General features: G+C 67.7%; 20 protein-coding genes and 1 tRNA gene. 13 read left to right on the top strand and 8 right to left on the bottom strand.

Translation table 11 applies throughout. The features are described 5' to 3' along the window. The first annotated feature begins 120 nt into the window (after window positions 1-120). Window positions 121-1545: a sugar porter family MFS transporter gene (locus tag SSKA14_RS15550; RefSeq protein ID WP_008266358.1), complete on the top strand. Its 1425-nt coding sequence runs from the start codon at window positions 121-123 to the stop codon at window positions 1543-1545. Between the two features lie 380 nt (window positions 1546-1925). On the opposite strand, the gene SSKA14_RS15545 is transcribed toward SSKA14_RS15550, so the two are convergent. Next, window positions 1926-2000 (bottom strand) — tRNA-Glu (locus SSKA14_RS15545). Between the two features lie 52 nt (window positions 2001-2052). Between SSKA14_RS15545 and pcnB the strand changes: the two genes are divergently transcribed. The 9 genes from pcnB (at window position 2053) to SSKA14_RS15500 (ending at window position 11625) form a co-directional block, all read left to right on the top strand. Next, complete coding sequence (pcnB, locus tag SSKA14_RS15540; RefSeq protein WP_040009736.1) at window positions 2053-3432, top strand: polynucleotide adenylyltransferase PcnB; 1380 nt, start codon at window positions 2053-2055, stop codon at window positions 3430-3432. A gap of 3 nt (window positions 3433-3435) precedes the next feature. Continuing rightward, window positions 3436-3921, top strand: coding sequence for a 2-amino-4-hydroxy-6-hydroxymethyldihydropteridine diphosphokinase (gene folK / locus SSKA14_RS15535; protein ID WP_008267911.1), 486 nt, complete (start codon window positions 3436-3438; stop codon window positions 3919-3921). Window positions 3922-3955: 34 nt separating this feature from the next. After that, window positions 3956-4771 carry a 3-methyl-2-oxobutanoate hydroxymethyltransferase gene (gene panB / locus SSKA14_RS15530; RefSeq protein WP_008264688.1) on the top strand — a complete coding sequence of 272 codons (816 nt, stop codon included), beginning with the start codon at window positions 3956-3958 and terminating at the stop codon, window positions 4769-4771. Next, the gene (gene panC / locus SSKA14_RS15525) at window positions 4768-5607 is read left to right on the top strand and encodes a pantoate--beta-alanine ligase (RefSeq protein ID WP_008266478.1); all 840 of its coding nucleotides are present in this window, start codon (window positions 4768-4770) and stop codon (window positions 5605-5607) included. The genes panB and panC overlap by 4 nt, the downstream gene beginning before the upstream one ends. A 66-nt stretch (window positions 5608-5673) precedes the next feature. Beyond that, on the top strand, window positions 5674-6177 hold the full coding sequence (locus tag SSKA14_RS15520) for a hypothetical protein (protein ID WP_008267249.1): 504 nt from the start codon (window positions 5674-5676) through the stop codon (window positions 6175-6177). Between the two features lie 87 nt (window positions 6178-6264). Further along, a complete protein-coding gene (gene panD / locus SSKA14_RS15515) occupies window positions 6265-6645 on the top strand; it encodes an aspartate 1-decarboxylase (RefSeq protein ID WP_008268179.1) in 381 nt (126 codons plus the stop codon). Next, window positions 6642-8156 carry a glucose-6-phosphate isomerase gene (gene pgi / locus SSKA14_RS15510; RefSeq protein ID WP_008267571.1) on the top strand — a complete coding sequence of 505 codons (1515 nt, stop codon included), beginning with the start codon at window positions 6642-6644 and terminating at the stop codon, window positions 8154-8156. Before panD ends, pgi begins: the two co-directional genes overlap by 4 nt. Before the next feature lie 281 nt (window positions 8157-8437). Then, complete coding sequence (locus tag SSKA14_RS15505; RefSeq protein ID WP_008268305.1) at window positions 8438-8644, top strand: DUF6229 family protein; 207 nt, start codon at window positions 8438-8440, stop codon at window positions 8642-8644. Window positions 8645-8724: 80 nt separating this feature from the next. Further along, complete coding sequence (locus SSKA14_RS15500; protein WP_008268048.1) at window positions 8725-11625, top strand: type 2 lanthipeptide synthetase LanM family protein; 2901 nt, start codon at window positions 8725-8727, stop codon at window positions 11623-11625. A 21-nt stretch (window positions 11626-11646) separates the two neighbouring features. On the opposite strand, the gene SSKA14_RS15495 is transcribed toward SSKA14_RS15500, so the two are convergent. Both SSKA14_RS15495 and SSKA14_RS15490 read right to left on the bottom strand, forming a co-directional pair. Continuing rightward, the gene (locus tag SSKA14_RS15495; RefSeq protein WP_008265983.1) at window positions 11647-12216 is read right to left on the bottom strand and encodes a response regulator transcription factor; all 570 of its coding nucleotides are present in this window, start codon (window positions 12214-12216) and stop codon (window positions 11647-11649) included. Beyond that, on the bottom strand, window positions 12213-13439 hold the full coding sequence (locus SSKA14_RS15490) for an ATP-binding protein (protein WP_040008029.1): 1227 nt from the start codon (window positions 13437-13439) through the stop codon (window positions 12213-12215). The genes SSKA14_RS15495 and SSKA14_RS15490 overlap by 4 nt, the downstream gene beginning before the upstream one ends. Before the next feature lie 114 nt (window positions 13440-13553). Here SSKA14_RS15490 and ispG point away from each other — a divergent pair, with 114 nt between their 5' ends. From ispG to SSKA14_RS15475, 3 genes are all read left to right on the top strand, one after another. After that, the gene (ispG, locus tag SSKA14_RS15485; protein ID WP_040008026.1) at window positions 13554-14819 is read left to right on the top strand and encodes a flavodoxin-dependent (E)-4-hydroxy-3-methylbut-2-enyl-diphosphate synthase; all 1266 of its coding nucleotides are present in this window, start codon (window positions 13554-13556) and stop codon (window positions 14817-14819) included. Further along, a complete protein-coding gene (locus tag SSKA14_RS15480; RefSeq protein ID WP_008268304.1) occupies window positions 14800-15549 on the top strand; it encodes a phosphatase PAP2 family protein in 750 nt (249 codons plus the stop codon). Before ispG ends, SSKA14_RS15480 begins: the two co-directional genes overlap by 20 nt. A 200-nt stretch (window positions 15550-15749) precedes the next feature. Continuing rightward, window positions 15750-16397: a response regulator gene (locus tag SSKA14_RS15475; protein WP_008268352.1), complete on the top strand. Its 648-nt coding sequence runs from the start codon at window positions 15750-15752 to the stop codon at window positions 16395-16397. A gap of 289 nt (window positions 16398-16686) precedes the next feature. Here SSKA14_RS15475 and eda read toward each other — a convergent pair whose 3' ends face one another. The 5 genes from eda to zwf all read right to left on the bottom strand — a co-directional run bounded on the left by eda (window position 16687) and on the right by zwf (window position 22716). Further along, window positions 16687-17346, bottom strand: a complete 660-nt coding sequence (eda, locus tag SSKA14_RS15470; protein WP_008265926.1) for a bifunctional 4-hydroxy-2-oxoglutarate aldolase/2-dehydro-3-deoxy-phosphogluconate aldolase — start codon at window positions 17344-17346, stop codon at window positions 16687-16689. Window positions 17347-17581: 235 nt separating this feature from the next. After that, a complete protein-coding gene (gene edd / locus SSKA14_RS15465) occupies window positions 17582-19498 on the bottom strand; it encodes a phosphogluconate dehydratase (protein ID WP_008265277.1) in 1917 nt (638 codons plus the stop codon). Window positions 19499-19556: 58 nt separating this feature from the next. Beyond that, window positions 19557-20279 carry a 6-phosphogluconolactonase gene (gene pgl, locus SSKA14_RS15460; RefSeq protein WP_008268421.1) on the bottom strand — a complete coding sequence of 241 codons (723 nt, stop codon included), beginning with the start codon at window positions 20277-20279 and terminating at the stop codon, window positions 19557-19559. Continuing rightward, window positions 20276-21283: a glucokinase gene (gene glk / locus SSKA14_RS15455; protein WP_008268268.1), complete on the bottom strand. Its 1008-nt coding sequence runs from the start codon at window positions 21281-21283 to the stop codon at window positions 20276-20278. The genes pgl and glk overlap by 4 nt, the downstream gene beginning before the upstream one ends. Beyond that, window positions 21280-22716 carry a glucose-6-phosphate dehydrogenase gene (gene zwf / locus SSKA14_RS15450; protein ID WP_008264947.1) on the bottom strand — a complete coding sequence of 479 codons (1437 nt, stop codon included), beginning with the start codon at window positions 22714-22716 and terminating at the stop codon, window positions 21280-21282. The genes glk and zwf overlap by 4 nt, the downstream gene beginning before the upstream one ends. Window positions 22717-22958: the final 242 nt, after the last annotated feature.

Raw genomic sequence — 22958 nt, 5'->3', positions numbered from 1 at the left:
GGAAAACGGGCGTCTGGCAGGCGCGACCACTGCGCCCATTGGCGGCACGGCCAGGCCTGTGCGACGCTGCGGGCCATCGGCCGCAGGGGTGGTCGAATTCCCTTTCCAGCAGGATCGTCCATGTCCCAAACCCAGACCGGCACCGCCCCGCACGGCGGTGAGAACACCGCGTTCATCGTCCTGATCAGTTGCGTGGCCACCCTCGGTGGATTCCTGTTCGGTTTCGACAGTGGTGTCATCAATGGCACGGTCGATGGCCTGCGCCAGGCCTTCAACTCCAGCGAAGCGGCACTGGGTTTCGAAGTTGCTTCGATGCTGCTGGGCTGCGCGATCGGCGCCTTCCTGGCCGGCTGGCTGGGGGATCGCCTGGGGCGCCGCGGCGTACTGATCGTCTCGGCATTGATGTTCCTGGTCTCGGCGCTGGGCGCCGGCGCCGCCCATGCGTCCTGGCTGTTCATCGCCGCGCGCGTGCTCGGCGGCTTCGCCGTAGGCGCGGCCAGCGTGATGTCACCGGCCTACATCGCCGAAGTGGCCTCGGCACGCTATCGCGGCCGCCTGGCCACGGTGCAGCAGATGGCGATCATCTGCGGCCTGTTCGCCGCCTTCCTCAGCAACTACCTGCTGGCCCGCGCAGCCGGCGCGTCAACCGAGCCCCTGTGGCTGGGCCACGAAGCCTGGCGCTGGATGTTCTGGATGCAGGCGTTGCCGTCGGCGCTGTTCCTGCTGCTGTTGCTGGTGATTCCGGAAAGCCCGCGCTTCCTGGTGCTGAAGGGGCGGCAGGCGCAGGCGAGGGCGGTGCTGTCGCGGCTGTACGGCGACGGCGCGGCGGCGGCCAAGCAGGCCGAGATCGAAGCCAGCCTGGCGCAGGATCAGCACAAGCCGCGTTTCAGTGATCTGCTCGACAAGGCCACCGGCCGGCTGCGCCCGATCCTCTGGGTCGGCATCGGCCTGGCCATGTTCCAGCAGCTGGTCGGCATCAACGTGGTGTTCTACTACGGGGCAGTGCTGTGGCAGGCGGTCGGCTTCTCGGAAAGCGATGCGCTGCTGATCAACGTGCTGTCGGGTGCACTGAGCATCGGAGCCTGCCTGGTGACCGTGCTGCTGATCGATCGTATCGGTCGCAAGCCGCTGCTGTGGATCGGTTCGGTTGGCATGTCGGTGGCGCTGGTGCTGATGGTGGTGGCATTTGCCAGTGGCAGCCTGGCCGATGGCCGCCTGCAGCTGTCCGACGGCATGGGCCGCTTGGCGCTGGTGGCGGCCAACGTGTACGTGGTGTTCTTCAACATGTCCTGGGGCCCGGTGATGTGGGTGATGCTGGGCGAGATGTTCCCGAACCAGATCCGCGGCCCGGCACTGGCGGTGGCCGGCGCGGCGCAGTGGACCTCGAACTTCGCGATCACCGTGACCTTCCCGATGCTGCTGGCCGGCATCGGCCTGGCCGGGGCCTACGGCATCTATACGGTCGCAGCGATCCTCTCGATCTTCTTCGTCGTCCGCCATGTGCGCGAGACCAAGGGCAAGGAGCTGGAGCAGATGGAAGGCTGACGGCCCAGCCTGGGTTTCAGCGCCTCACACTCTTCCGTGGGGAGGTGGCAGACCAGCCGCTCCAGGACACGCCGTAAACCCATCCCTGGGGGCTCGATGGCGCCATCCATGGCGCCAACGGTCCTGGATCGGCTGGCCTGCAGCCTCTCGACACATTGCGGGTGGCGGACGCGGGTCTGCGCGTCGGGATTGAATTGGCCGCGGAGGGGCGAGGCTGTTCGTGCCGCCGTCGCGGGAATCTGTCAGGAGGGGGTGACCCGCCCCCTCCCGCGCAGGGACAGGGAGGCGCTACTGCGACCCAGCTGATCGATGCCATTGCAAACCCCGGAAAACAGAAAAGCCCGCACAAGGCGGGCTTTTTCGGTTCCTGCTGCGGCGACTGGCGCTCCCTAGGGGACTCGAACCCCTGTTTTAGCCTTGAGAGGGCCACGTCCTAACCACTAGACGAAGGGAGCGTAACTGTGTCGCTGCCGAGGCAGGAGCGCTAGTATATGCACCTCGATGCCATTGGGCAATCCCGAAACTTCAACCGGAAGCGCCAACATCATTTCCTCTGCTACATCACCGTTCAGCCTGCGCGTCATCCCGCGCGACCAGCACACGATCTCCCGCAAGGACATCAGCCCGAACGCCCTGCGCGTGCTTTATCGCCTGCGCGATGCCGGCTTCGGCGCCTACCTTGTCGGCGGCGCGGTGCGCGACCTGCTGGTCAATGGCCAACCCAAGGATTTCGACGTGGCCACCGACGCCACGCCCGAACAGGTCAAGCAGCTGTTCCGCAACTGCCGCCTGATCGGCCGCCGCTTCCGCCTGGCCCACGTGGTATTCGGCCGCGAGATCATCGAAGTCGCTACCTTCCGTGCCAACAGCGATGACGGCAGCGGCGACCGCGAGATGGAAAACGGCATGCTCGTGCGCGACAACGTGTACGGCTCCATCGAAGACGACGCCGTCCGCCGCGACTTCACCTGCAACGCCCTGTACTACGCCATCGAGGACTTCTCGGTGCGTGACTACACCGGCGGCTTTGAAGACGTGCAGGCGCGCCTGATGAAGCTGATCGGCGACCCCGAGCAGCGCTACCGCGAAGACCCGGTGCGCATGCTGCGTGCGGTGCGCCTGGCGGCCAAGCTCGGTTTCCAGATCGAAGAGGGCACCGCCGCGCCGATCCCGCATCTGGCTGGCCTGCTCAACGAAGCCGCGCCAGCGCGCCTGTTCGAGGAAGTGCTCAAGCTGTTCCTGTCCGGGCATGGCGTGGCCAGCTTCGAAGGCCTGGAGCGCTACGGCCTGCTGGATGTGCTGTTCCCGGAAAGCGCCAAGGCGCTCAAGTCCAACCGCACCGGCGCGCTGCGCCGCATGCTGGTCGAGGGCCTGGCCAACACCGATGCGCGCGTTGCCAATGACGAGCCGGTCTCGCCGGCGTTCCTGTTCGCGCTGCTGCTGTGGCCGGCCTACTGCCGGGCGCAGGCAACCCTGCTCAAGCAGGGCGTGGCACCGGAAGAGGCACAGCGGCGTGCCGCCGATCGTGTGACCGTGCAGCAGCTGAGCACCATCGCGCTGCCGCGCCGCTTCTCGCTGCCGATGCAGGAGATCTGGCTGCTGCAGTCGCGTTTCGGCTCGCGCCAGCGCAAGCGCGTGTTCCGCACCCTGACCCATCCGCGCTTCCGTGCTGCGTTCGACTTCCTCAGCCTGCGCCAGGTGGCTTCGGCCGAGCACGCCGCCGATGTCGAGTTCTGGCGCGAGGCGCAGGCGCAGTCCGGGCGCGAACTGGAGTCGTCGTTGGATGCGATGCACAGCGAAGAGGGTGACGACGAGAGCGGGGCACCGCGCAAGCGCCGTCGCCGCCGCCGTCGTCCGGGTGCTCCGGCCGGTGCAACGGGCGAGTAAGCGATGACCCTTGCCTGGATCGGCCTCGGCGCCAACCTCGGCGACGCGGCCGCCACCGTCGGCGCGGCGATTGCCGCGCTGGACGGGCTGCCCGGGACCCGCCTGCGGCAGGCTTCGCGCCTGTACGCCACGCCAGCCTGGGGCAATGAAGACCAGCCGCCGTTCGTCAACGCGGTGGCGGCGGTCGATACCGTGCTGCCGGCTGGCGAACTGTTGCAGGCGATGCTGGCACTGGAGCAGCGCTTCGGCCGCGTGCGTGATCCGGCGGTGCACTGGGGCCCGCGCGCGCTGGATCTCGACCTGCTGCTGTACGGCGCGCAGGAACTCGACCAGCCCGGGCTGCAGGTGCCGCACCCGTACCTGCACGAGCGTGCCTTCGTATTGGTGCCACTGGCCGAAATCGCACCGGATCTGGCCATTCCCGGCCATGGACGCGTGCGGGATGCAGTGATGCGGGTGGATGCCTGCGGGATCGCGCCGATAGAGTGATAATGCCCGGGTTATCTCCCCCGGTTATCAGCACATGAGCACCCACGCAGACAGCAAGCCCTGGACCGTTCCCGCCTTGGCCGAGGCCAAGCGCAATGGCCAGAAGCTGGTCATGTTGACCGCCTACGACGCCGGCTTTGCCCGCACTTTCGACGCAAACGGCGTTGACCTGATCCTGATCGGCGATTCGCTGGGCATGGTCGTGCAGGGCCATGATTCGACCCTGCCGGTGACCGTGGCCGACATGGTCTACCACACCCGCGCCGTGGCCCGCGTGCTGCAGCGGGCGCTGCTGGTGGCCGATCTGCCGTTTGGCGCCGACGCTACGCCCGAACGCGCGCTGGATGCCTCGCTGCAGCTGCTGCAGGCCGGTGCCGAGATGGTCAAGATCGAAGGTGCCGGCTTCAAGGTCGACATCATCCGTTACCTGGTCGAGCGCGAGATCCCGGTCTGCGCGCATCTGGGCCTGACCCCGCAGTCGGTGCTGCGCCTGGGCGGCTTCAAGATCCAGGGCCGTGGCGATGCCGCTCGCCAGCTGGTGGACGATGCCAGGGCCGTGGCGGCTGCCGGTGCCAGCATCATGGTGCTCGAATGCGTGCCGACCCCGGTCGCTGCCGAGGTCACGGCGGCGGTGGACGTGCCGACCATCGGCATCGGCGCCGGCCCGCAGTGCGATGGCCAGGTGCTGGTGCTGCATGATTTCCTCGGCCTGGACAGCGGTCACCGCCGCCCGAAGTTCGTCAAGGATTTCCTTGCCGAAGGTGGTTCGGTGGCCGGTGCGACCCGTGCCTATGCCGACGCCGTGCGCGACGGCAGCTTCCCTGACGAACAGCACGCCTACGCCCAATGATCCAGACCTTCAACGAGCTTGGCGCACTGCGCGAGCAGATCGGCCAGTGGAAGCGCGAAGGCCTGCGCGTGGCATTGGTGCCGACCATGGGCAACCTGCATGGCGGCCACCATTCGCTGGTGACCCTGGCACGCCAGTACGCCGACAAGGTGGTGGCGAGCATCTTCGTCAACCCGACCCAGTTCGGCCCCAATGAAGACTTCAGTCGCTACCCGCGCACGCCCGAGGCCGATGTGGCCGGGCTGGAGCAGGTCGGCTGCGATGCCGTGTGGCTGCCGAGCGTGGAGGCGATGTACCCGCTGGGCGTGGACAAGACCACGCAGATGCACGCCCCGGGCGTGAGTGAAGTGCTGGAGGGTGCCAGCCGCCCGGGCCACTTCGATGGTGTGTGCACGGTGGTGGCACGCCTGTTCCTGCAGGTGCAGCCGGATGTGGCGGTATTCGGCCGCAAGGACTACCAGCAGCTGGCCGTGATCAGGCAGATGGTGGCCGAGTTGTCGTTCCCGATCCAGATCGTCGGCGCGGAGATCGTGCGCGACGAGGATGGCCTGGCCAAGAGCTCGCGCAACCAGTACCTGAGCGCCGAACAGCGCCCGGTCGCGACGACCCTTCACCGCACCCTGCTGGGCATGCGCGAAGGCTATGTGGCTGGCCAGTCGCGTGCGCAGATCGAGGCCGATGCAACCGGTGCGCTGCAGGCGGCCGGTTTCCAGGTCGACTACGCGGTGCTGCGCACCCCGGAGCTGGCCGAGCCGACCTTCGACGGCGGTGGCCGCGTGGCACTGATTGCCGCGCGCCTGGGTAGCACCCGGTTGATCGACAATCTGGAGTTCTGAGCCGCATGCGGCTCCGGGGCGCCCGCAACGGGCGCCTCCCACCTTCCCACGGACGGGAGACAGCACATGAAGATTCCTGCCACTGACGCCGGCCGCCTTGCCCAGGCCTCGATCCTGGCGGTGCTGGCTGCCGGCATGCTGCCGGCCCAGCTGGTGGGCGGCCTGTTGTTCGCACTCGAATTCAGGCGCACACCGCTACCGGCGCTCGACGGCGGCGGTCTGATGTTCGCGCTGGCCGCCTGCGGTGCCATTGCCGTGCTGCTGCCGATGGCGCTGTTCCAGCAGTCTCAGCATCGCCTGCGCCTGCGCCGGGGCCGCTTCGTGTGGGTCGGCTTCGGGCTGGCGGCGCTGGTCATGGCCATCTATACCTGGCCGGGAGAGGACAGCGGCCCGCTGCTGCAGCGCCTGCGTTACGTCGACACCTTCGATGTGGTCGGCTATGGCCTGCTGGTGCTGGCTGCAGGGGGCTTCGGCGGGGTCGCCGGGCTGGCCTTCCACACCGTGTTCTGCCTGTCCATGGACGGCATCGCCAGTGCGGTCCCGGTAGCGCCGCCAGGCGAGGACGCCTGAACGGCCTTCAGCGTCCTGCCGCAGGCCCCTGACGACGCCCAAGCGGGTGCTAGAATCCGCTCTTTCCTTTGCCGTTGCAGCGCCCCCATGCACCTGTCCCTGCTCAAGACCAAGATCCACCGCGCCACCGTCACCCATTCCGAGCTGAACTACGAAGGCTCGATCGCCATCGACGACAACCTGCTGGCTGCCACCGGCATCCGCGAGTTCGAGCAGGTGCACATCTGGGACGTGACCAACGGTGCGCGCTTCTCGACCTATGCCATCCGCGCCGAAGCCGGCAGCGGCGTTGTCTCGCTCAACGGTGGCGCCGCGCGCCACGTGCAGGTCGGTGACATCATCATCATCGCCGCGTTCGCCAGCATGACCGAGCAGGAAGCCGACAGCTTCAAGCCGAAGCTGGTGTACGTTGATGGCAGCAACCAGATCACCCACACCAACGACACGATCCCGACCCAGGCCGCATGACAACGAACAACGGATTCGACTCGCTGCATTCCCACGCCCAGCGCCTGAAGGGCGCAAGCATTCCCAGCCTGCTCGCCGCCGAACCCGGCCGCGTCCAGGACCTGGCGCTGCGGGTCGGTCCGTTGTACGTCAACTTCGCCCGGCAGAAATACGATGCCGCGGCGCTGCAGGCGTTGCTGGCACTGGCCGCCGACCGTGATGTCGGCGGCGCCATCAACCGCCTGTTCCGCGGCGAGCAGGTCAACCTGACCGAAGGCCGCGCCGCGTTGCATACCGCACTGCGTGGCGATGTGGTCGATGCGCCGGTGGCGGCCGAGGCCTATGCCACCGCGCGCGGAATCCGCCAGCGCATGGGCGTGCTGGTGCGCGCACTGGAAGACAGCGGCGTGACCGACGTGGTCAGCGTCGGCATCGGCGGTTCCGATCTCGGCCCGCGCCTGGTGGCCGATGCGCTGCGCCCGGTCAGCGGCGCGCGCCTGCGCGTGCATTTCGTGTCGAACGTGGACGGCGCCGCCATGCAGCGCACGCTGGCCACGCTGGATCCGGCAAAGACCGCCGGTATCCTGATCTCCAAGACCTTCGGTACCCAGGAAACCCTGCTCAACGGCCAGATCCTGCACGACTGGCTGGGCGGCAGCGAGCGCCTGTATGCAGTCAGCGCCAATCCGGAACGTGCCGCCAAGGCGTTCGCGATCGCTGCCGATCGCGTGCTGCCGATGTGGGACTGGGTGGGGGGGCGTTATTCGCTGTGGTCGGCGGTCGGCTTCCCGATCGCGCTGGCGATCGGCTTCGAGCGTTTCGAGCAGCTGCTGGAAGGCGCCGCGCAGATGGATGCGCATGCGCTGGACGCGCCGCTGGAGCGCAACCTGCCGGTGCTGCACGGCCTGACCGACATCTGGAACCGCAACCTGCTGGGCTGTGCCACGCATGCGGTGATGACCTACGACCAGCGCCTGGCGCTGCTGCCGGCCTACCTGCAGCAGCTGGTGATGGAGAGCCTGGGCAAGCGCGTGCAGCGCGATGGCCAGCCGGTCACCACCGACACCGTGCCGGTGTGGTGGGGCGGGGCGGGCACCGATGTGCAGCACAGCTTCTTCCAGGCGCTGCACCAGGGCACCAGCATCGTGCCGGCCGATTTCATCGGCTGCGTGCATAACGATGATCCCTACACGATCAATCATCAGGCCCTGCTGGCCAACCTGCTGGCGCAGACCGAGGCGCTGGCCAATGGCCAGGGCAGCGACGATCCACACCGCGATTACCCGGGCGGCCGCCCGAGCACGCTGATCCTGCTTGATGCACTCACCCCGCAGGCATTGGGCGCGCTGATCTCGATGTACGAGCACGCCGTGTACGTGCAATCGGTGATCTGGAACATCAATGCCTTCGACCAGTTCGGTGTCGAGCTGGGCAAGCAGCTGGCCAGTGGCCTGCTGCCGGCGTTGCAGGGTGAGGACGTGGCGATCACCGATCCGATGACCCGCGAGATTCTTGCGCAGCTGAAGCGCTGAGCCTGTCCCTGGAGGTGCCGGCCACCGGCCGGCCATCCCTGCATCTCACATCCCGGCCATGCACGCGCCCTCCTGTGTTGCGCGTGCCGTGCATCCGCGTGCCTGCCGCAGCGCAGCTTGACGCCGCATCGAATGCCGATGCAGTGTGCACGGGCGGCAGTACCTGTCATCCAGTATCGCTCGCAGCATGAAGTTGATGCCAGGGACTGGCCGTATCCGAAGGAACGTGGAATCGATCCACGTTCTCAACGCCTCATGTTGTGAATGACAGGAGATTGCGAATGGATCTGAATGACAATGTTGTGTCCGGCTGGCTCAACGGCTCGGACGATGTGGATGGATGCGCCAACCCCGCCGGTTCGCTGTTCATCTATGGCGCTGCGGCCACCGAGTCCGCGCTCACGTCGGCCTCCGACACCCTGATCACCGGTGGTGGTACCGAGTGCACCACCACGATGTCGGTGGTCAATCACTGCCTGTGCTGTTGATGTAGCCCGAGCCGGCACGTAGCGGCTTGCGCTGCGTGCCGGCCACTGGAACAGACTCTGGACACTTTGCAGGGGGCGTAATGACCGCTTCTCCGGCTGCGGCCGTGTTTGCGCGCATCACCGAACATTTCCTTGCCGATGCGCGCGCCGCGTTGGCGGCGGGCCTGCATGACCCCGCGATCGACCTGCAGCCGGACGAACGCAAGCTGCTGCACGGGCAGGGCGATGCGGCGCTTCGTGAGCATGCCCAGCTCAAGCTCAATCGCGTGCTGCTGCTTGAACTGCATGCCGCCGCGCGCGGCGGTGACATCGGCCCGCTTGAAAGCGCCGGTGCACTGGACGAATTCATGGCCCTTGCCACCAGCGAGGGCTTCCAGGAGCATCTGCAGCGACGCTACCCGGTGCTGCTGCCGCGGCTGTCGCGCATGCTCGATGGCCAATGCGCGGCCGTGGTTGAGCTGGCCGCGCGCATCGGCAGTGATCGCGCGCTGCTGACGGAGCTGCTCGACAGGCCGGCAGGAGCAATGCGTGCCGTCTCGCTGGGGCGGGGTGACCTGCATGGCGGCGGCCGGACCGTGGCGCGGCTGCAGTTCGACGGCGGCACGCTGATGTACAAGCCGCGCTCGCTGCGCATCGATGCCACGCTCGATGGCCTGCTTGCCGCAGTCTTCGGCGAAGGCGCGGACCGGGTACGCGTACCCCGCGTGGTGGATCGTGGCAGCCACGGCTGGGCCGCATTCGCCGCGCACCGCTATTGTTCCGGTGACGAAGAGCTGCGTGCCTATTACCGCGGCCTCGGTCACTGGCTGGCGATCCTGCGCCTGGTCGGGGGTACCGACATCCATCTTGAGAACCTGATTGCAGTCGGGCCGGTGCCGGTGGTGGTCGACGCCGAGAGTGTGTTTTCGCGCGTCATCGACGTCGAACCCTCAGGCTTGGGAGATGCCTACGACACGGCCGTCAAACTGATGCGCAATTCCGTGCTGCGCACCGGTATCGTGCCGTTCCGCACCACCGGCCTCGGCATGGAGGGTGTGGATCTGTCCGCCGCCGGCGCGCTGCCGGGCGAGCAGCCACGGGTGCAGGTGCCGGTGATCATCGAAGACGGGACCGCGCCGGCGCGGCTGGGCCTGGTCGAGGCAGAGGTCGCCATCGCACAGAACCATCCGAGCCCGCAGCCGGATGTCTCGCTGTACTGGGACCACATCAGCGAAGGCTTCGTCGACGCCAGTGGGCGCCTGCGCGCGCTGGATGCGAAGGGCGAGCTGATGCCGTTGCTGGCAGGGTTCGAAGGGTGCCAGGTGCGGGATGTGCGGCGGCCGACCATGGCCTATGCCGAGCTCGGGCGGATGCTCTGGCATCCGGCGTCCCTGCACAATGAAGCCCAGGCAGTCGAACGTGCCGTCGACCTGCTGGTAAGGAACGCGGCGGTATCACCGGCTGCACCCTCGGACCTGGACACCGTGCGCGGCGAGGTGGATGACCTGCGCTACGGAGACATTCCGATCTTCGCATCGCTGCTGGATGCGCCACGCATCCATTCGATCGTCGCCAACTGGCGCGCGATGCGCATCGATCTGGAAGACGTGACCATCCGCAGCACGCTGGTGGCCACCGACCTGAACCAGCATGCGCTGGCACGTGCAGAGGCCCGCTCCGGCTACAGCTATGCGGCACGGCAGCCGCGCGCCGACGGGCTGGATGCGCGTCGACGCGCGCTCGCAGCGCGGGCGGTGGAGAACCTGCTGCGGCTGGCCGTGCATGGTGAAGACGGCTCGATGACCTGGATCACGCCCGAGGTGACCCGCAGCGGCTGGACGGTTCAACCGGTGCAGCCCGACCTGTACTTCGGCCTGGGTGGCATTGCCTTCGCGCTGGCGGCTTACCGCCGTGAAGCAGAGCAGGGACGTGCAGATCCGGTGGCTGGCCTGGAGCCAGCCATCGAGGGCGCCATCGCAGTGTTCCAGACCATGTGCGAGCGCCATCCCGCCGAGATCGATGGTGGATTCGTCGGCACCGGCTCGCAGATCTGGACACTGCTGGCGTTGCACGATCTGTTGCAGCGGCCGGCACTGCTGGCGCTGGCAGAGCACTGCGCGGAAGCCGCGGAACGCCGTGGTTTCCAGGGGCCGGTGAAGTTCGAACTGATTGATGGCGTGTCCGGCATGATCCTGCCGCTGCTGGCGCTGGCCGAGGCCACCGGCAGCGCGCGCTGGCTGGATCTGGCGGCCGCAGCGGGACGACGGATGCAGGATGCGGCGATCGTCGATGCTGACGGCGCGCGCTGGCCGACGCCGCAGTTCCGGGAGCCGATCGGTGGCTTTGGCCATGGTGCGATGGGCATGGGGTGGGCGCTGGCACGGCTGGCACGCTCGTCGGCGGGCAGTGCGACAGAGCGCGCTGCCTGGCGGCAACTGGCAGAAGAGGCCTTCGCGTTCCAGGCGGCATTGTTCGAACCGCACACCGGGCACTGGCGTGACATCCATCTGCAGGACGGGCAGAAGAATTTCCCGACCTGGTGCCACGGCAGCGTCGGCATCGGACTGGCGGCCGCCGACCTGTATGCGCGTACGGGTGATCCGGCACAGCTGCGCGACATGCGCCGCGCGGTGGCCGATGCGCGCGGCAAATGGGGTTTCAGCCATACCCTGTGCCACGGCGACGTGTCGACCCGGGAGCTGCTGGTGCTGGCCGCCGCGCTGGACCCGGAGGGCTGCCCCTATGCGCGGGATGATGCAGCCATCGAGATCGTGTCTTCGATCGAGGAGCACCAGGGCATGGTCGGCGGGCTGACCCGTGCGGCCTTCACCCCGGGGCTGATGATCGGGCTGGCTGGCGCGATCTATGGATTCCTGCGCATGCATCCGGCCTGCGTGCTGCCGTCGCCGCTGCTGCAGGAGACAGCGTCGGCGCGGGCAGGCGTGACGGAACCGCGTTTCAGCAGCGAGCAGGCCGCGCCGGCAGCGCTGGCGGAGGCCTGAGCCGGGAACGTCCCGCGGCGGTCAACGGGTCGGGTCGCGTTCCGGGCTTGGCCGCTTGGCCAGCTTGCGCTGCAGCGAGCGCCGGTGCATGCCGAGCAGGCGTGCTGCCGCGGACACGTTGCCACCGGTCTCGTGCATCGCCTGCTGGATGTGTTCCCACTGCAGGCGGCTGATCGGCGTCATCGCGTCGGGCACTTCCATTTCGCCATCGTCGGCCGGGCCGTCGTCTTCCTCGCCCAATGCACGCAGGATCATCGGTACGGTCGCCGGCTTGGGCAGGTAGTCGTCGGCACCGAGCTTGATGGCTTCCACCGCGGTGGCGATGCTGGCGTAGCCGGTCACCAGCAGGATCCTCATGTCGGCACGCAGGGCACGCAGCGGCTGGATCAGGGCCAGGCCCGAATCGCTGCCCAGCTTCAGGTCGATCAGCGCGAACGCTGGCGGATGCTGGCGGGCCAGTGCCAGCGCGCTGGCGGCATCCTGTGCGGTCTGCGTTTCAAGCCCCTTGCGGGCCAGGCTGCGCTGCAGGGTACGCAGGTACAGCTCGTCGTCGTCGACCAGCAGGCCCAGGGTGGAATGGTGAAGGCTCATGGGGTGTCCTCGCGTGGGGCCAGCGGCAGGCGGAAGCCGACGCGGCTGCCGGCCCCCTGGGCCGGGCGCATCCACATCTCGCCGTCGAGGCGTTCGATGGTGGCATGGGACAGGGCCAGGCCGACGCCCATGCCCTCGCTCTTGCTGCTGCCGAACAGCTTGCCCGGCAGCACGGCGGCACGGGCGTCGAAGCCATGGCCGTAGTCGCGGACTTCGCCGATCAGGTCGTCGCCTTCGATGCGCAGGTCCAGGTCCACGCGCGGCCGGCCGGCCTGTTCGCCGGCATCGGCGGCGTTGTTGAGCAGGACCATCAGCAGATGGCCCACGCCCGGGTCGAGTGGCAGCCGCAGCGGCGCATCGTCGTTGCGGTGCAGGTCGATGGTCGGCCGCACCAGGCGCCATTGCTCCAGCACCTGCTGGGCGCTGGAGTGGCTGCGGCCCGGTGCATCGGCCGAGGCCGGAGCAGCCAGCGCCAGCACGCGCTCCCGGCACTGCACCAGCAGCTCGCGCAGGGTTTCCATGTCCTCGCGCACTTCCGGCTCTTCGCTGCGCTCGGCGACGTCGTCGGCGAGCAGGGTCATCGTCGCCAGCGGCGTGTTCAGTTCATGCGCCACCGAGGCGGCATGGGTGGCCAGCGCGACGATGCCTTCGTTGCGCGCGAAGCGCTCGCGCAGCGCCGACAGCTCCAGCTCGCGCTGGCGCAGTGCCAATGCCAGCCGGGTCGAGAACGCCAGCACCACGGCGGCGGAGATCAGGAAGTTGGCGACCACGCCCCAGCGGTTGAGGTCCTGTGCGCGGAAATAGCCGTCCGGCAGCGGTTGCCCGAAGATGCCGCTGCTGGCGTAGCCGAGCAGGCAAGCCAGTGCGACCGCCAGCGCCCAGCGCAGGGGCAGGGCGAATGCGGCCAATGCGATCAGGATCAGGAACAGCGAGCTGAACGGGTTGGCCATGCCGCCGCTCCAGCCCACCATCCATGTCAGGATGATCACGTCCACCAGGATGTGGCCGAAAGCGGTGAGGGGCGCGGTATCGGCCGCTTCCGGGCGCAGCTGGGTGTAGACGTTGAACAGGGCCAGCACCGCCACACCGGCCCATAACGGCAGCTGCGGCAACGGCAGGCCCAGCACCCAGGTGGCCACCAGGATGGTTGCGGCCTGGCCGCCCACGGCAAGCCAGCGCAGGCTGCACAGGGTACGGAGAAACGGAGCGTCGGGACCGGTCATTCATGCCCATCGTATGCGTTCGCGGGCGCCGGTGCCTGCGACAATAGGCCGCAGCCGTGCCGCCGGCTGAATGCGAGTCACCCGGAATGCAGGGGCGGGCGGTAGAATGCGCCCATGCACGACGCCGTCACCCGCCCGACTCCTCCCTCCGATGCCACCTCCTGGCCGCGCCGCCAGACCCATGCCGTGCAGATCGGCGGGGTCACCGTAGGCGGAGGCAAGCCAGTGGTGGTGCAGTCGATGACCAACACCGACACTGCCGACGTGGCCTCCAGCGTGAAGCAGGTGGCCGAGCTGTGGCGTGCCGGTTCGGAAATGGTGCGGTTGACCGTCAACACCGTTGAAGCCGCTGCGGCGATTCCGCGCATCGTCGACAAGCTGGCGATGATGGGCATCGATGTGCCGCTGATCGGTGACTTCCATTACAACGGCCACCAGCTGCTGACCGCCGAGCCGGCCTGTGCCGAAGCACTGGCCAAGTACCGTATCAACCCGGGCAACGTCGGCTTCGGCAAGAAGAAGGACCTGCAATTCGCCCAGCTGATCGAGTTTGCGATCCGCTACAACAAGCCGGTGCGCATCGGCGCCAACTGGGGCTCGCTGGACCAAGCCCTGGCGGCGAAGCTGATGGACGAGAACAACCTGCGCGAACAGCCCTGGGATGCCGGCCGCGTGCTGCGCGAGGCACTGATCCGTTCGGCGCTGGATTCGGCCGAGCAGGCGGTGGAGCTCGGCCTGCCGCGCGATCGCATCGTATTGTCGGCCAAGGTCAGTGGCGTGCAGGAGCTGATCGCGGTGTACCGCGACCTGGCCCAGCGTTCCGACTTCGCCCTGCACCTGGGCCTGACCGAGGCCGGCATCGGCAGCAAGGGCATCGTCGCGTCGTCGGCCGCGCTCAGCGTGCTGCTGCAGGAAGGGATCGGTGACACCATCCGCATTTCGCTGACCCCGGAACCGGGCCAGTCGCGTACGCAGGAAGTGATCGTCGCCCAGGAACTGCTGCAGACCACCGGCCAGCGCGCCTTCACCCCGCTGGTCACGGCCTGCCCGGGCTGCGGTCGCACCACGTCCGAATTCTTCCAGGAACTGGCCAAGGTGGTGCAGAACCACGTGCGCGAGAAGATGCCGCTGTGGAAGATCCACCACCCGGGGGCGGAGAACATGACCCTGGCGGTGATGGGCTGCATCGTCAATGGGCCTGGAGAGTCGCGCCACGCCAACATCGGCATCTCCCTGCCGGGTACCGGTGAGACGCCGGCGGCACCGGTCTTCGTCGATGGAGAGAAGAAGGTCACCCTGCGCGGCGACAACATCGCCCAGGAGTTCGTCGCCCTGATCGACGATTACGTCGAACACAACTATGTCCGAAGCGCCGGATAAGCCTGCGATCCTCGCTGCACCGGAGTCGGCCTCCGGTTTCCGCCACTGGATGGCGCGCAACGCCTGGCGCCTGCTGCTGCTGTTCGGTGGCGTCCTGTTGCCATTGGCCGGCTTCGTCGCCTTGGCCGATGAAGTGCACGAGTTTGAATCGTTCCATTTCGACGCACCCCTGCTGTGGCAGATGCATGGCCTGCATTCGCCGCTGCTGGACCGCTTCTTCGTGCTCATTTCCAGGCTGGGCTACGAATGGTTCCTGATTCCGGCCGATGTGCTGATCATCGGCGTGCTGCTGGGCTACCGGCGCTGGCGCGAGGCCACCTTCGTCGCCGTCAGCTTCGTCGGCTCGGCGCTGCTGAACATGGGCAGCAAGCATTTCTTCCAGCGCCAGCGCCCCAGCCTGTGGGAATCGATCGCGCCGGAATCGACGTTCAGTTTTCCCAGTGGTCACGCGATGGGGTCGATGACCCTGGCGGTGACCCTGGTATTGCTGGCCTGGAACACCCGCTGGCGCTGGCCGGTGCTGGTGCTGGCCCCGGCGTTCAGCCTGCTGGTCAGCGTGTCCCGGGTCTATCTGGGGGTGCATTACCCCTCCGATATCCTGGCCGGATGGTGTGCCGCGCTGGTTTGGGTGGTAGGGTGCTATCTGGTCATGTTCAGTCGCCGGCACCCATGGCGACGTCACGGCTCGCCGCCAGCGAAGGCCAGCGAAGCATCATCACAGGGGGTTTGACGTGGATGACCCTTCGGGGACGTCTACGTGATAGATCAGTTGTTTCGTTGCAGCAGGTTCTGCAAGACAGGGGGCAAGCACCAGGCGCGGTACTGTGATGCGCAAGGCAGATTGCCATTGCCGCATTACGAACGCGCTTGCAGGGTTACGGCACCCTGCCTAGCTTGACCTGCAATGGCCGCATTCGAAGAGGTACGTGAATGACGATTCGAGTCTACCTGGTGGATGACCACGCACTGGTCCGCACCGGGATGAAGATGATTCTGTCGGGGGAAACCGACATCGAGGTGGTGGGCGAAGCCGAGACCGGCGAAGACGCGCTGCGTGAAGTGCGCCAGCTGCTGCCGGACGTGGTGCTGTGCGATCTGCACCTGCCCGGTGTCAGTGGCATGGAAGTGACCGAGCGCATCGTCCGCAGCCACCGCAATACCCGCGTGGTGATCGTGTCGGTGCTGGAGGACGGTCCGCTGCCGAAGCGCCTGCTTGAAGCCGGTGCCGCCGGCTACATCGGCAAGGGCTGCGACGCGCAGGAGCTGTTGCGTGCGGTGCGCGACGTGGCGGCCGGTCGTCGCTACCTGGGCACCAGCATCTCGCAGAACCTGGCGCTGTCGACGGTGGAGGGCAACGGTTCGCCGTTCGACAGCCTGTCGCCGCGTGAACTGGAAGTGGCGCTGCTGCTGACCCAGGGCCTGCGCCAGGAAGACATCGCGCGGCGCCTGAGCTTGAGCGCGAAGACGGTGAACACGCACAAGGCGCGCTTGTTCGAGAAGATGGGAATCCACGACAACATCGCGCTGGCGCGCATGGCGAGCCAGTACGGGCTGGTGGATCCGGCACGGCCGTTGTGAGGGTTTCGGCCAACGGCTGAGCCCCTCGCGGTGTGCGGCAGGATTCGTGGGGTTGGCCCTGCGGAGGGATTGCGCAGGGGACGCCGTGAATCCATCCCTGGAGGCTCGGGCGCGCCATCCATGGCGCTTACGCCCCTGCGCAATCCCTCCGCAGGGCCACGGACAGGTTCCGTGCGCGTCCACCGCGGAATGAAGAAGGAAGAGCAGGAGCGGGTCGCACGCTTTGCGCGCTCGTCGCCCGGGGTCGGATCCCTTTCCCGGTGGGAAAGGGCTCTGACCGCGTGGTGCGTCAGTGACCGCGCACGCGCTTGATGATCTTCGCCGCGTCGGCGGCGCTGGCGCGGACCTTGTCCCATTCGCCGTCGGCGATCCAGTTGCCCGGTACCATCCACGAACCACCGATGCAGACCACGTTCTTCTGCTCGAGGTATTCGGCGGCGGTATTTTCGGTGATTCCACCGGTCGGGCACAGCTTGAGATCGGCGACCGGGCCGGCCAGGCCCTTGATCATCGCCAGCCCGCCCACGGCGGTGGCCGGGAACAGCTTGCACACGCGGAAGCCGCGCGCGTACAGCGACAGCAGCTCGGTTGGCGTCGCCGCACCCGGCACCACCGGCAGCGGGGCGGCGGCCAGCGCATCGGCCAGTGCCGGCGGCGTACCCGGGGTCACCAGGAAATCCGCACCCGCATCGATGGACTGCTGCATCTGCTGCACGGTCAGCACCGTGCCTGCGCCCACCACCACGTCCGGCAGTTCGCGCTTGAGCATCGCCAGCGCTTCCATCGCCACCGGCGTACGCAGGGTCAGCTCGATCGCCGGCAAGCCCCCTTCCAGCAGCGCCGCACTGACCGCACGCGCCTGGTCCAGCGTATGAATCGTCACCACCGGCAGGATGCCCGCCGCCTGCAACAGCTCCGCCGCCTTCACCTGATGTTGTTCGATACCCATAGCTCTGCTTCTGCCCTTGCTTCTGCTTTTGAATTTGATTTTCAGTGACCACTTCGCGGCATTGATGCGCCGGAGAGTGTCAGGAGGGCGCGGTCAGCCCCAGCCGGGACCGTGAGCGGCATGGATGCCGCGACCGAGCCCCCATGGATGGGTTTACGGCGTGTCCCGGCTGGGGCTGACCGCGCCCTCAGCCAGCAAACTCACCGCCGCAACAAACCCGCAACGCCTTCAACCCTCAGGCGTCCTTCGCCTCATGCGGCGCCGCCGCGGCCGCCGCATCGTGCCCCAGCTCATACTCCGCGTCGTAATCCCACGGCCCACCATCAGCCGCTGCTGGTCCGCACGAAATCGAAATCGCGCCCTGGTCGGCCGGGCCCACCACACGACGGTTGATCGCAAACAGATTGCGGCCCAGGTCATGCGCCGCCGGAGCCGTGTTCGGCGCCAACGGCCGCGCCGCCCACTCGGCGGCGTCCACCAGCACTTCCAGCGTGCCGGCTTCACCATCCAGGCGGATCATGTCGCCCTCGCGGACCTTCGCCAGCGGGCCACCACGCGCCGCTTCCGGGGTCACGTGGATGGCCGCCGGAATCTTGCCCGAGGCACCGGACAGGCGACCGTCGGTGACCAGCGCCACGCGCCGGCCCTGGTTCTGCAGTAGGCCCAGCAGCGGCGCCAGCGAATGCAGTTCCGGCATGCCATTGGCACGCGGGCCCTGGTAGCGCACCACCGCCACGAAATGCTCGGGCAGCAGGCCGCCGGCGTGCAGCTTGTTCAGCACCTGCGGCGCATCGACCACTACCGCCGGTGCCTCGATGCTGCGGTACTGCGGCTTCACCGCCGACAGCTTGATCAGTGACTTGCCCAGGTTGCCGCGCAGCAGGCGCAGGCCACCCTGGCGTTCGAACGGGTTGTCGACGCCGCGCACCACTTCTTCATCGGCGCTGCGCTCCAGGCCCGGCAGGTAGACCAGCTTGCCCTCGCGCAGCTGCGGCTCGCGGGCGTAGTCAGCCATGCCGCCACGCGCCACGCTGACCAGGTCGCCGTGCATCAGGCCGGCCTTGATCAGTTCGCCGAACACGAATGCCGGGCCACCGGCGGCGGCGAAGCGGTTCACGTCGGCTTCGCCGTTCGGATACACGCGGGCCAGCAGCGGAATCAGCTGCGAGAGTTCGTCGAAATCGTCCCAGGTCAGTACGATGCCGGCGGCGCGCGCCACTGCGATCCAGTGAATGGTGTGGTTGGTCGAGCCGCCCGTGGCCATCAGGGCGATGACCGCGTTGATGATCGCGCGCTCGTCGATGATCCGGCCGAGCGGACGGAAATCGTCGCCCAGCGCGGTGATGTCCAGTGCGCGCTCGGTGGCTTCGCGGGTCAGTGCATCGCGCAGGGCGGTGTCCGGGTTGACGAACGACGCACCCGGCAGCTGTACGCCCATGGCTTCCAGCAACACCTGGTTGGAATTGGCGGTGCCATAGAAGGTGCAGGTGCCGGCGCCATGGTACGAGGCGGACTCGGCCTCCAGCAGCTCCTCGCGGGTGGCTTCACCGGCGGCGTAGCGCTCGCGCACTTCGGCCTTCTGCTTGTTCGGAATACCCGGCGTCATCGGGCCGGCCGGCACGAACACGGCCGGCAGGTGACCGAAGGCCAGCGCACCGATCAGCAGGCCCGGCACGATCTTGTCGCACACGCCGAGGTGGATCGTGGTGTCGAACATGTCATGGCTGAGGCCGACGGCCGTCGCCTGGGCGATCACATCGCGCGAGAACAGCGACAGTTCCATGCCGCCACGGCCCTGGGTCACGCCGTCACACATCGCCGGCACCGCACCGGCCACCTGTGCGGTAGCGCCCAGCTCGCGGGCGATCTGTCGGATCTGTTCGGGATACGTCTCGAACGGCTGGTGCGCCGACAGCATGTCGTTGTAGGCGGTGATGATGCCGAGGTTCGGCGTCACGCCGCCGCGCAGTCGGCTCTTGTCGGTACCGCCGCAGGCGGCGAAGCCATGGGCGAGGTTGCCGCAGCTCAGGCGGCTGCGGAACGGGCCATCGCGCAGGGCGGCGTCGATCGCGGCCAGGTAGGCGGCGCGCGAGGCGGCGCTGCGGCGGATGACGCGCTCAGTGATGGCATGCAGTTGCGGATGGAGGCTCATTGGCTACCGGCGTTCGTGGTGGCGAGAGGCAAGCGGCGGCAGTGCGCCGCCACCGACTTCAATCAGCCCAGTGGACGCGCAGGCGCGCGCCGTCCAGGTTGATCGCGTTGAGGATCGGATACTGCTGGGCGTTGTTGCTGTCCAGCGCCTGGCGCAGCACCTGCAGCTTCTGCTTGCCGCGCAGCAGCAGCAGGCGCTGGCGGCACTGGCGCAGGCCATGTGGAGTGAGGGTGATACGCAGCGGCCACTGGTTCGCACCGGGACAGCCGGTGGCATCGAGCGCGGCGTAGGGCAGGGTGCTTTCCAGCGCGCGGGCCAGATCCTTCGAGCCGGGGAACAACGAGGCGGTGTGGCCGTCATTGCCCATGCCCAGTGCCACCAGGCTCGGCGGCTGGCTGTGCTGGGCCTGCAGGTTGGCGGTGTACACGCATTCCGGCAGCGGCTTGCCGACACGCACCAACGGGTCGAAATGTGCACCCTCGGCACGCTTCAGCAGGTGCTCGCGCACAAGCCAGGCGTTGCTGTCGCGATCCTGCGGCGACAGCCAGCGTTCGTCGGCCAGGCTGACTTCGACGCGGTCCCAGTGCACGTCCAGCTCGGCCAGTGCCTGGTAGACCGGCGCCGGCGTGGTGCCGCCAGACAGCAGGATGCGGGCACGGCCCACTTCATTGATGTCGTGGTTGAGGGTCTGTGCCATCTCGGCAGCGACCGCCTCGATCCAGCCATCGGCGTCGCCGTGCTGGATGAACTCGATGCGGTCGTCGTGGAAGGTGGGGCTCATGCGGCAACTCCTGGTGCGTCACGTTCGGCGTCGGCGGCATAGGCGGCGGCGCCCAGCAGCCCGGCGTGGGGATGCATCACCGCCAGCGAGGGCACCCGCGCCATGATCGAAGAGAACCGGCCCTTGTGTTCGAAGCGCTGGCGGAACCCGGAGTGCTGCAGCGAATCGAGCATCTTCGGGGTCAGGCCGCCGGTCAGGAACACGCCGTCCCAGGCGCCCTGGGTCAGCACCAGGTCACCGGCGATGGCGCCGAACACGGCGCAGAACACGTCCACGGTGCGCATCGCCTGCGGATCGTCATGCAGCGCACGGGCGGTCACGTCCACCGGCTGCAGCTGGCCCGGATCGATGCCGGCCATCTCGCACACGGCGCGATGGATGTTGACCAGGCCGGGGCCGCAGATCAGTCGTTCGTTGGAGACGCGCCCGAACTGCTCGGACAGGATCTCCAGGATGCGGATCTCTTCCGGCGTTCCCGGCGGGAAACTGACATGGCCGCCTTCGGTTTCCAGCGGATAGCAGCGGCCATGGCGCAGGATCAGGCCGCCGACGCCGAGTCCGGTGCCGGGTCCGATCACCGCGTAGTTGCGCGGCTGTCCGGGTTTGCCCGGTACCCATGCCGCGCCGCCAACCTGGATCACGTCTTCTGGCTGCAGCAGCGAGATCGCCATCGCCTGTGCGGCGAAGTCGTTGATCAGGTGCAGTTCGTCGAAGCCGAGCATCGCCGCGGTGCGGCTGCGCGAGATCACCCACGGGTGATTGGTGATGCGAGCCTCGTCACCGTCGACACGGCCCGCCACCGCGAACACGCCACGGGCCGCGCTGGCACCGATCTGTTCGAGGTGATGACGTGCGGCGTCACCCAGTGACGGGAACTCCGCCACCGCGTATTCGCGGATGCTGTCCTTCAGCAGCGGCGCGTCCAGCGAGGTATCGGCCAGTGCGAAACGGGCATTGGTGCCCCCGATGTCGGCGACCAGCACCGGCTGCGAGCCGACACTCATGCCGAGGCTCCGCTGTCCGGCGCATCCACGCCCTGCGGCAGGAACTCCGTTGCGTTGCCCGGGCCCCACTGGCCGGCGGGGTAGGGTTCCAGCGGCAGCCTGGCTTCCTTCCAGGCATCGGCGACGCTGTCGATCCAGGCCCAGGCCGCGCGGACTTCGTCGTCGCGCACGAACAGCGTGTGGTTGCCGTTGAAGGCATCCAGGAACAGGCGTTCGTAGGCGATGCGGCGGTGCAGGCCGGTCGGCACCGATAGTTCCAGTTCCAGCGGATGCAGTTCCAGCGCGCCCCATTCCGGGCCGGCCAGGCTGCTCATCAGGCCGAGTTCGATGTTTTCCTGCGGCTGCAGCTGGAACACCAGGCGGTTCGGCGCGGCCTGCGCACGCTGCGGGCGCTCGAACAGCCAGTGGGTGACCGGCTTCAGCGTGACCACCACGCGGGTGGTGCGCTCGGGCAGGCGCTTGCCGGTGACCAGGTGGAACGGCACGCCGCTCCAGCGCCAGTTGTCGATATGCGCGGTGACGCCGGCGAAGGTTTCCACGTCGCTGCCTTCCGGCGGCTGGTAGGCCTGGGCCGGCTGGCCGTTGATGGTGCCGGCGGTGTAGCGGCCACGGATGCTGTCACGCGCGGCGTGCTTGGCATCGAGCGGGCGCAGGGCGCGCAGCACCTTGACCTTCTCGTCGCGGATGCGGTCGGCTTCCAGCGAGGCCGGCGGCTCCATCGCCACCATGCACAGCAGCTGCAGGATGTGGCTCTGGACCATGTCACGCAGCGCACCGGAACGGGCGTAGTAGGCGTCGCGGCCATCCACGCCTTCGCTTTCGGCGACCAGGATGTGCACCGATTCGATGTAGTTGCGGTTCCACACCGCTTCCAGCAGCGTGTTGCCGAAGCGCAGCGCGATCAGGTTCTGCACCGCCGCCTTGCCCAGGTAGTGGTCGAGGCGGAACACGCGGTCCTCGTCGATCCACTGGCCGATGGTGGAGATGATCTCTTCAGCGCTTTCGCTGTCGCTGCCGATCGGCTTCTCCAGCATCAGCCGTGCCGGCGCGGCGAGGGCGCCGCCCTTGGCCAGGCCTTCGCAGGTGGAGATGTACAGGCCCGGCGGGATGGCCAGGTAGCTGACGCACTTGCGGTGCACCAGGTCGGCGACCGCGGCGGCCACCGAATCGACGTCGCGCAGGTCCACCGAGCGGTAGTCGATGCGGCGCAGCAGCCCGGCGATGTCGTCCTGCGTAGCCATCGGCATGGCCTGCTGCAGGCGTGGCCGCAGGATGTCATGGAAGGCTTCGGTGTCATGCCCGGACAGGGCCAGTGCGCGGATGCGGAAGTCCTCCGGCAGCAGGCCGTCGCCAAGCAGGCGAAGCAGCGAAGGGAACAGGTAGCGCTGGGCCAGATCACCTGTGGCACCGAACAGGAAGAGGGTGTCGTGCATCGCTCGAGTTTCAGATCCGGGTGACATCGTTGTCAATCGCTTCATGGCTGGGTTCGGGGGACATCCGCGCAACTGCCTGTCCGAGGTTCGTCGGGCGGGCTTTCCGAGGCTCCGGAAGACCGTTCCAATCGAAACCACTACCTCGGCGGAACCTTCGTTCAATCGCCGACGCAGATCGGTGCGCACCGATCATCGGATAGTGCCACGTGAAAACGTTTACATGGCAGAATGGGCAACTGTAT

The sequence above is a fragment of the Stenotrophomonas sp. SKA14 genome (assembly GCF_000158575.1).
Taxonomy (GTDB): domain Bacteria; phylum Pseudomonadota; class Gammaproteobacteria; order Xanthomonadales; family Xanthomonadaceae; genus Stenotrophomonas; species Stenotrophomonas forensis.
Note: the sequence above shows the minus strand (reverse complement) of the source record. Positions and strands in the feature narration are given on the sequence as shown.

Coding starts and splice junctions, on each gene's coding strand:
- SSKA14_RS15550 (WP_008266358.1), top strand. CDS start 121: ATGTCCCAAACCCAGACCGGCACCGCCCCGCACGGCGGTGAGAACACC.
- folK (WP_008267911.1), top strand. CDS start 3,436: ATGACCCTTGCCTGGATCGGCCTCGGCGCCAACCTCGGCGACGCGGCC.
- panB (WP_008264688.1), top strand. CDS start 3,956: ATGAGCACCCACGCAGACAGCAAGCCCTGGACCGTTCCCGCCTTGGCC.
- panC (WP_008266478.1), top strand. CDS start 4,768: ATGATCCAGACCTTCAACGAGCTTGGCGCACTGCGCGAGCAGATCGGC.
- SSKA14_RS15520 (WP_008267249.1), top strand. CDS start 5,674: ATGAAGATTCCTGCCACTGACGCCGGCCGCCTTGCCCAGGCCTCGATC.
- panD (WP_008268179.1), top strand. CDS start 6,265: ATGCACCTGTCCCTGCTCAAGACCAAGATCCACCGCGCCACCGTCACC.
- pgi (WP_008267571.1), top strand. CDS start 6,642: ATGACAACGAACAACGGATTCGACTCGCTGCATTCCCACGCCCAGCGC.
- SSKA14_RS15505 (WP_008268305.1), top strand. CDS start 8,438: ATGGATCTGAATGACAATGTTGTGTCCGGCTGGCTCAACGGCTCGGAC.
- SSKA14_RS15500 (WP_008268048.1), top strand. CDS start 8,725: ATGACCGCTTCTCCGGCTGCGGCCGTGTTTGCGCGCATCACCGAACAT.
- SSKA14_RS15495 (WP_008265983.1), bottom strand. CDS start 12,216: ATGAGCCTTCACCATTCCACCCTGGGCCTGCTGGTCGACGACGACGAG.
- SSKA14_RS15490 (WP_040008029.1), bottom strand. CDS start 13,439: ATGACCGGTCCCGACGCTCCGTTTCTCCGTACCCTGTGCAGCCTGCGC.
- ispG (WP_040008026.1), top strand. CDS start 13,554: ATGCACGACGCCGTCACCCGCCCGACTCCTCCCTCCGATGCCACCTCC.
- SSKA14_RS15480 (WP_008268304.1), top strand. CDS start 14,800: ATGTCCGAAGCGCCGGATAAGCCTGCGATCCTCGCTGCACCGGAGTCG.
- SSKA14_RS15475 (WP_008268352.1), top strand. CDS start 15,750: ATGACGATTCGAGTCTACCTGGTGGATGACCACGCACTGGTCCGCACC.
- eda (WP_008265926.1), bottom strand. CDS start 17,346: ATGGGTATCGAACAACATCAGGTGAAGGCGGCGGAGCTGTTGCAGGCG.
- edd (WP_008265277.1), bottom strand. CDS start 19,498: ATGAGCCTCCATCCGCAACTGCATGCCATCACTGAGCGCGTCATCCGC.
- pgl (WP_008268421.1), bottom strand. CDS start 20,279: ATGAGCCCCACCTTCCACGACGACCGCATCGAGTTCATCCAGCACGGC.
- glk (WP_008268268.1), bottom strand. CDS start 21,283: ATGAGTGTCGGCTCGCAGCCGGTGCTGGTCGCCGACATCGGGGGCACC.
- zwf (WP_008264947.1), bottom strand. CDS start 22,716: ATGCACGACACCCTCTTCCTGTTCGGTGCCACAGGTGATCTGGCCCAG.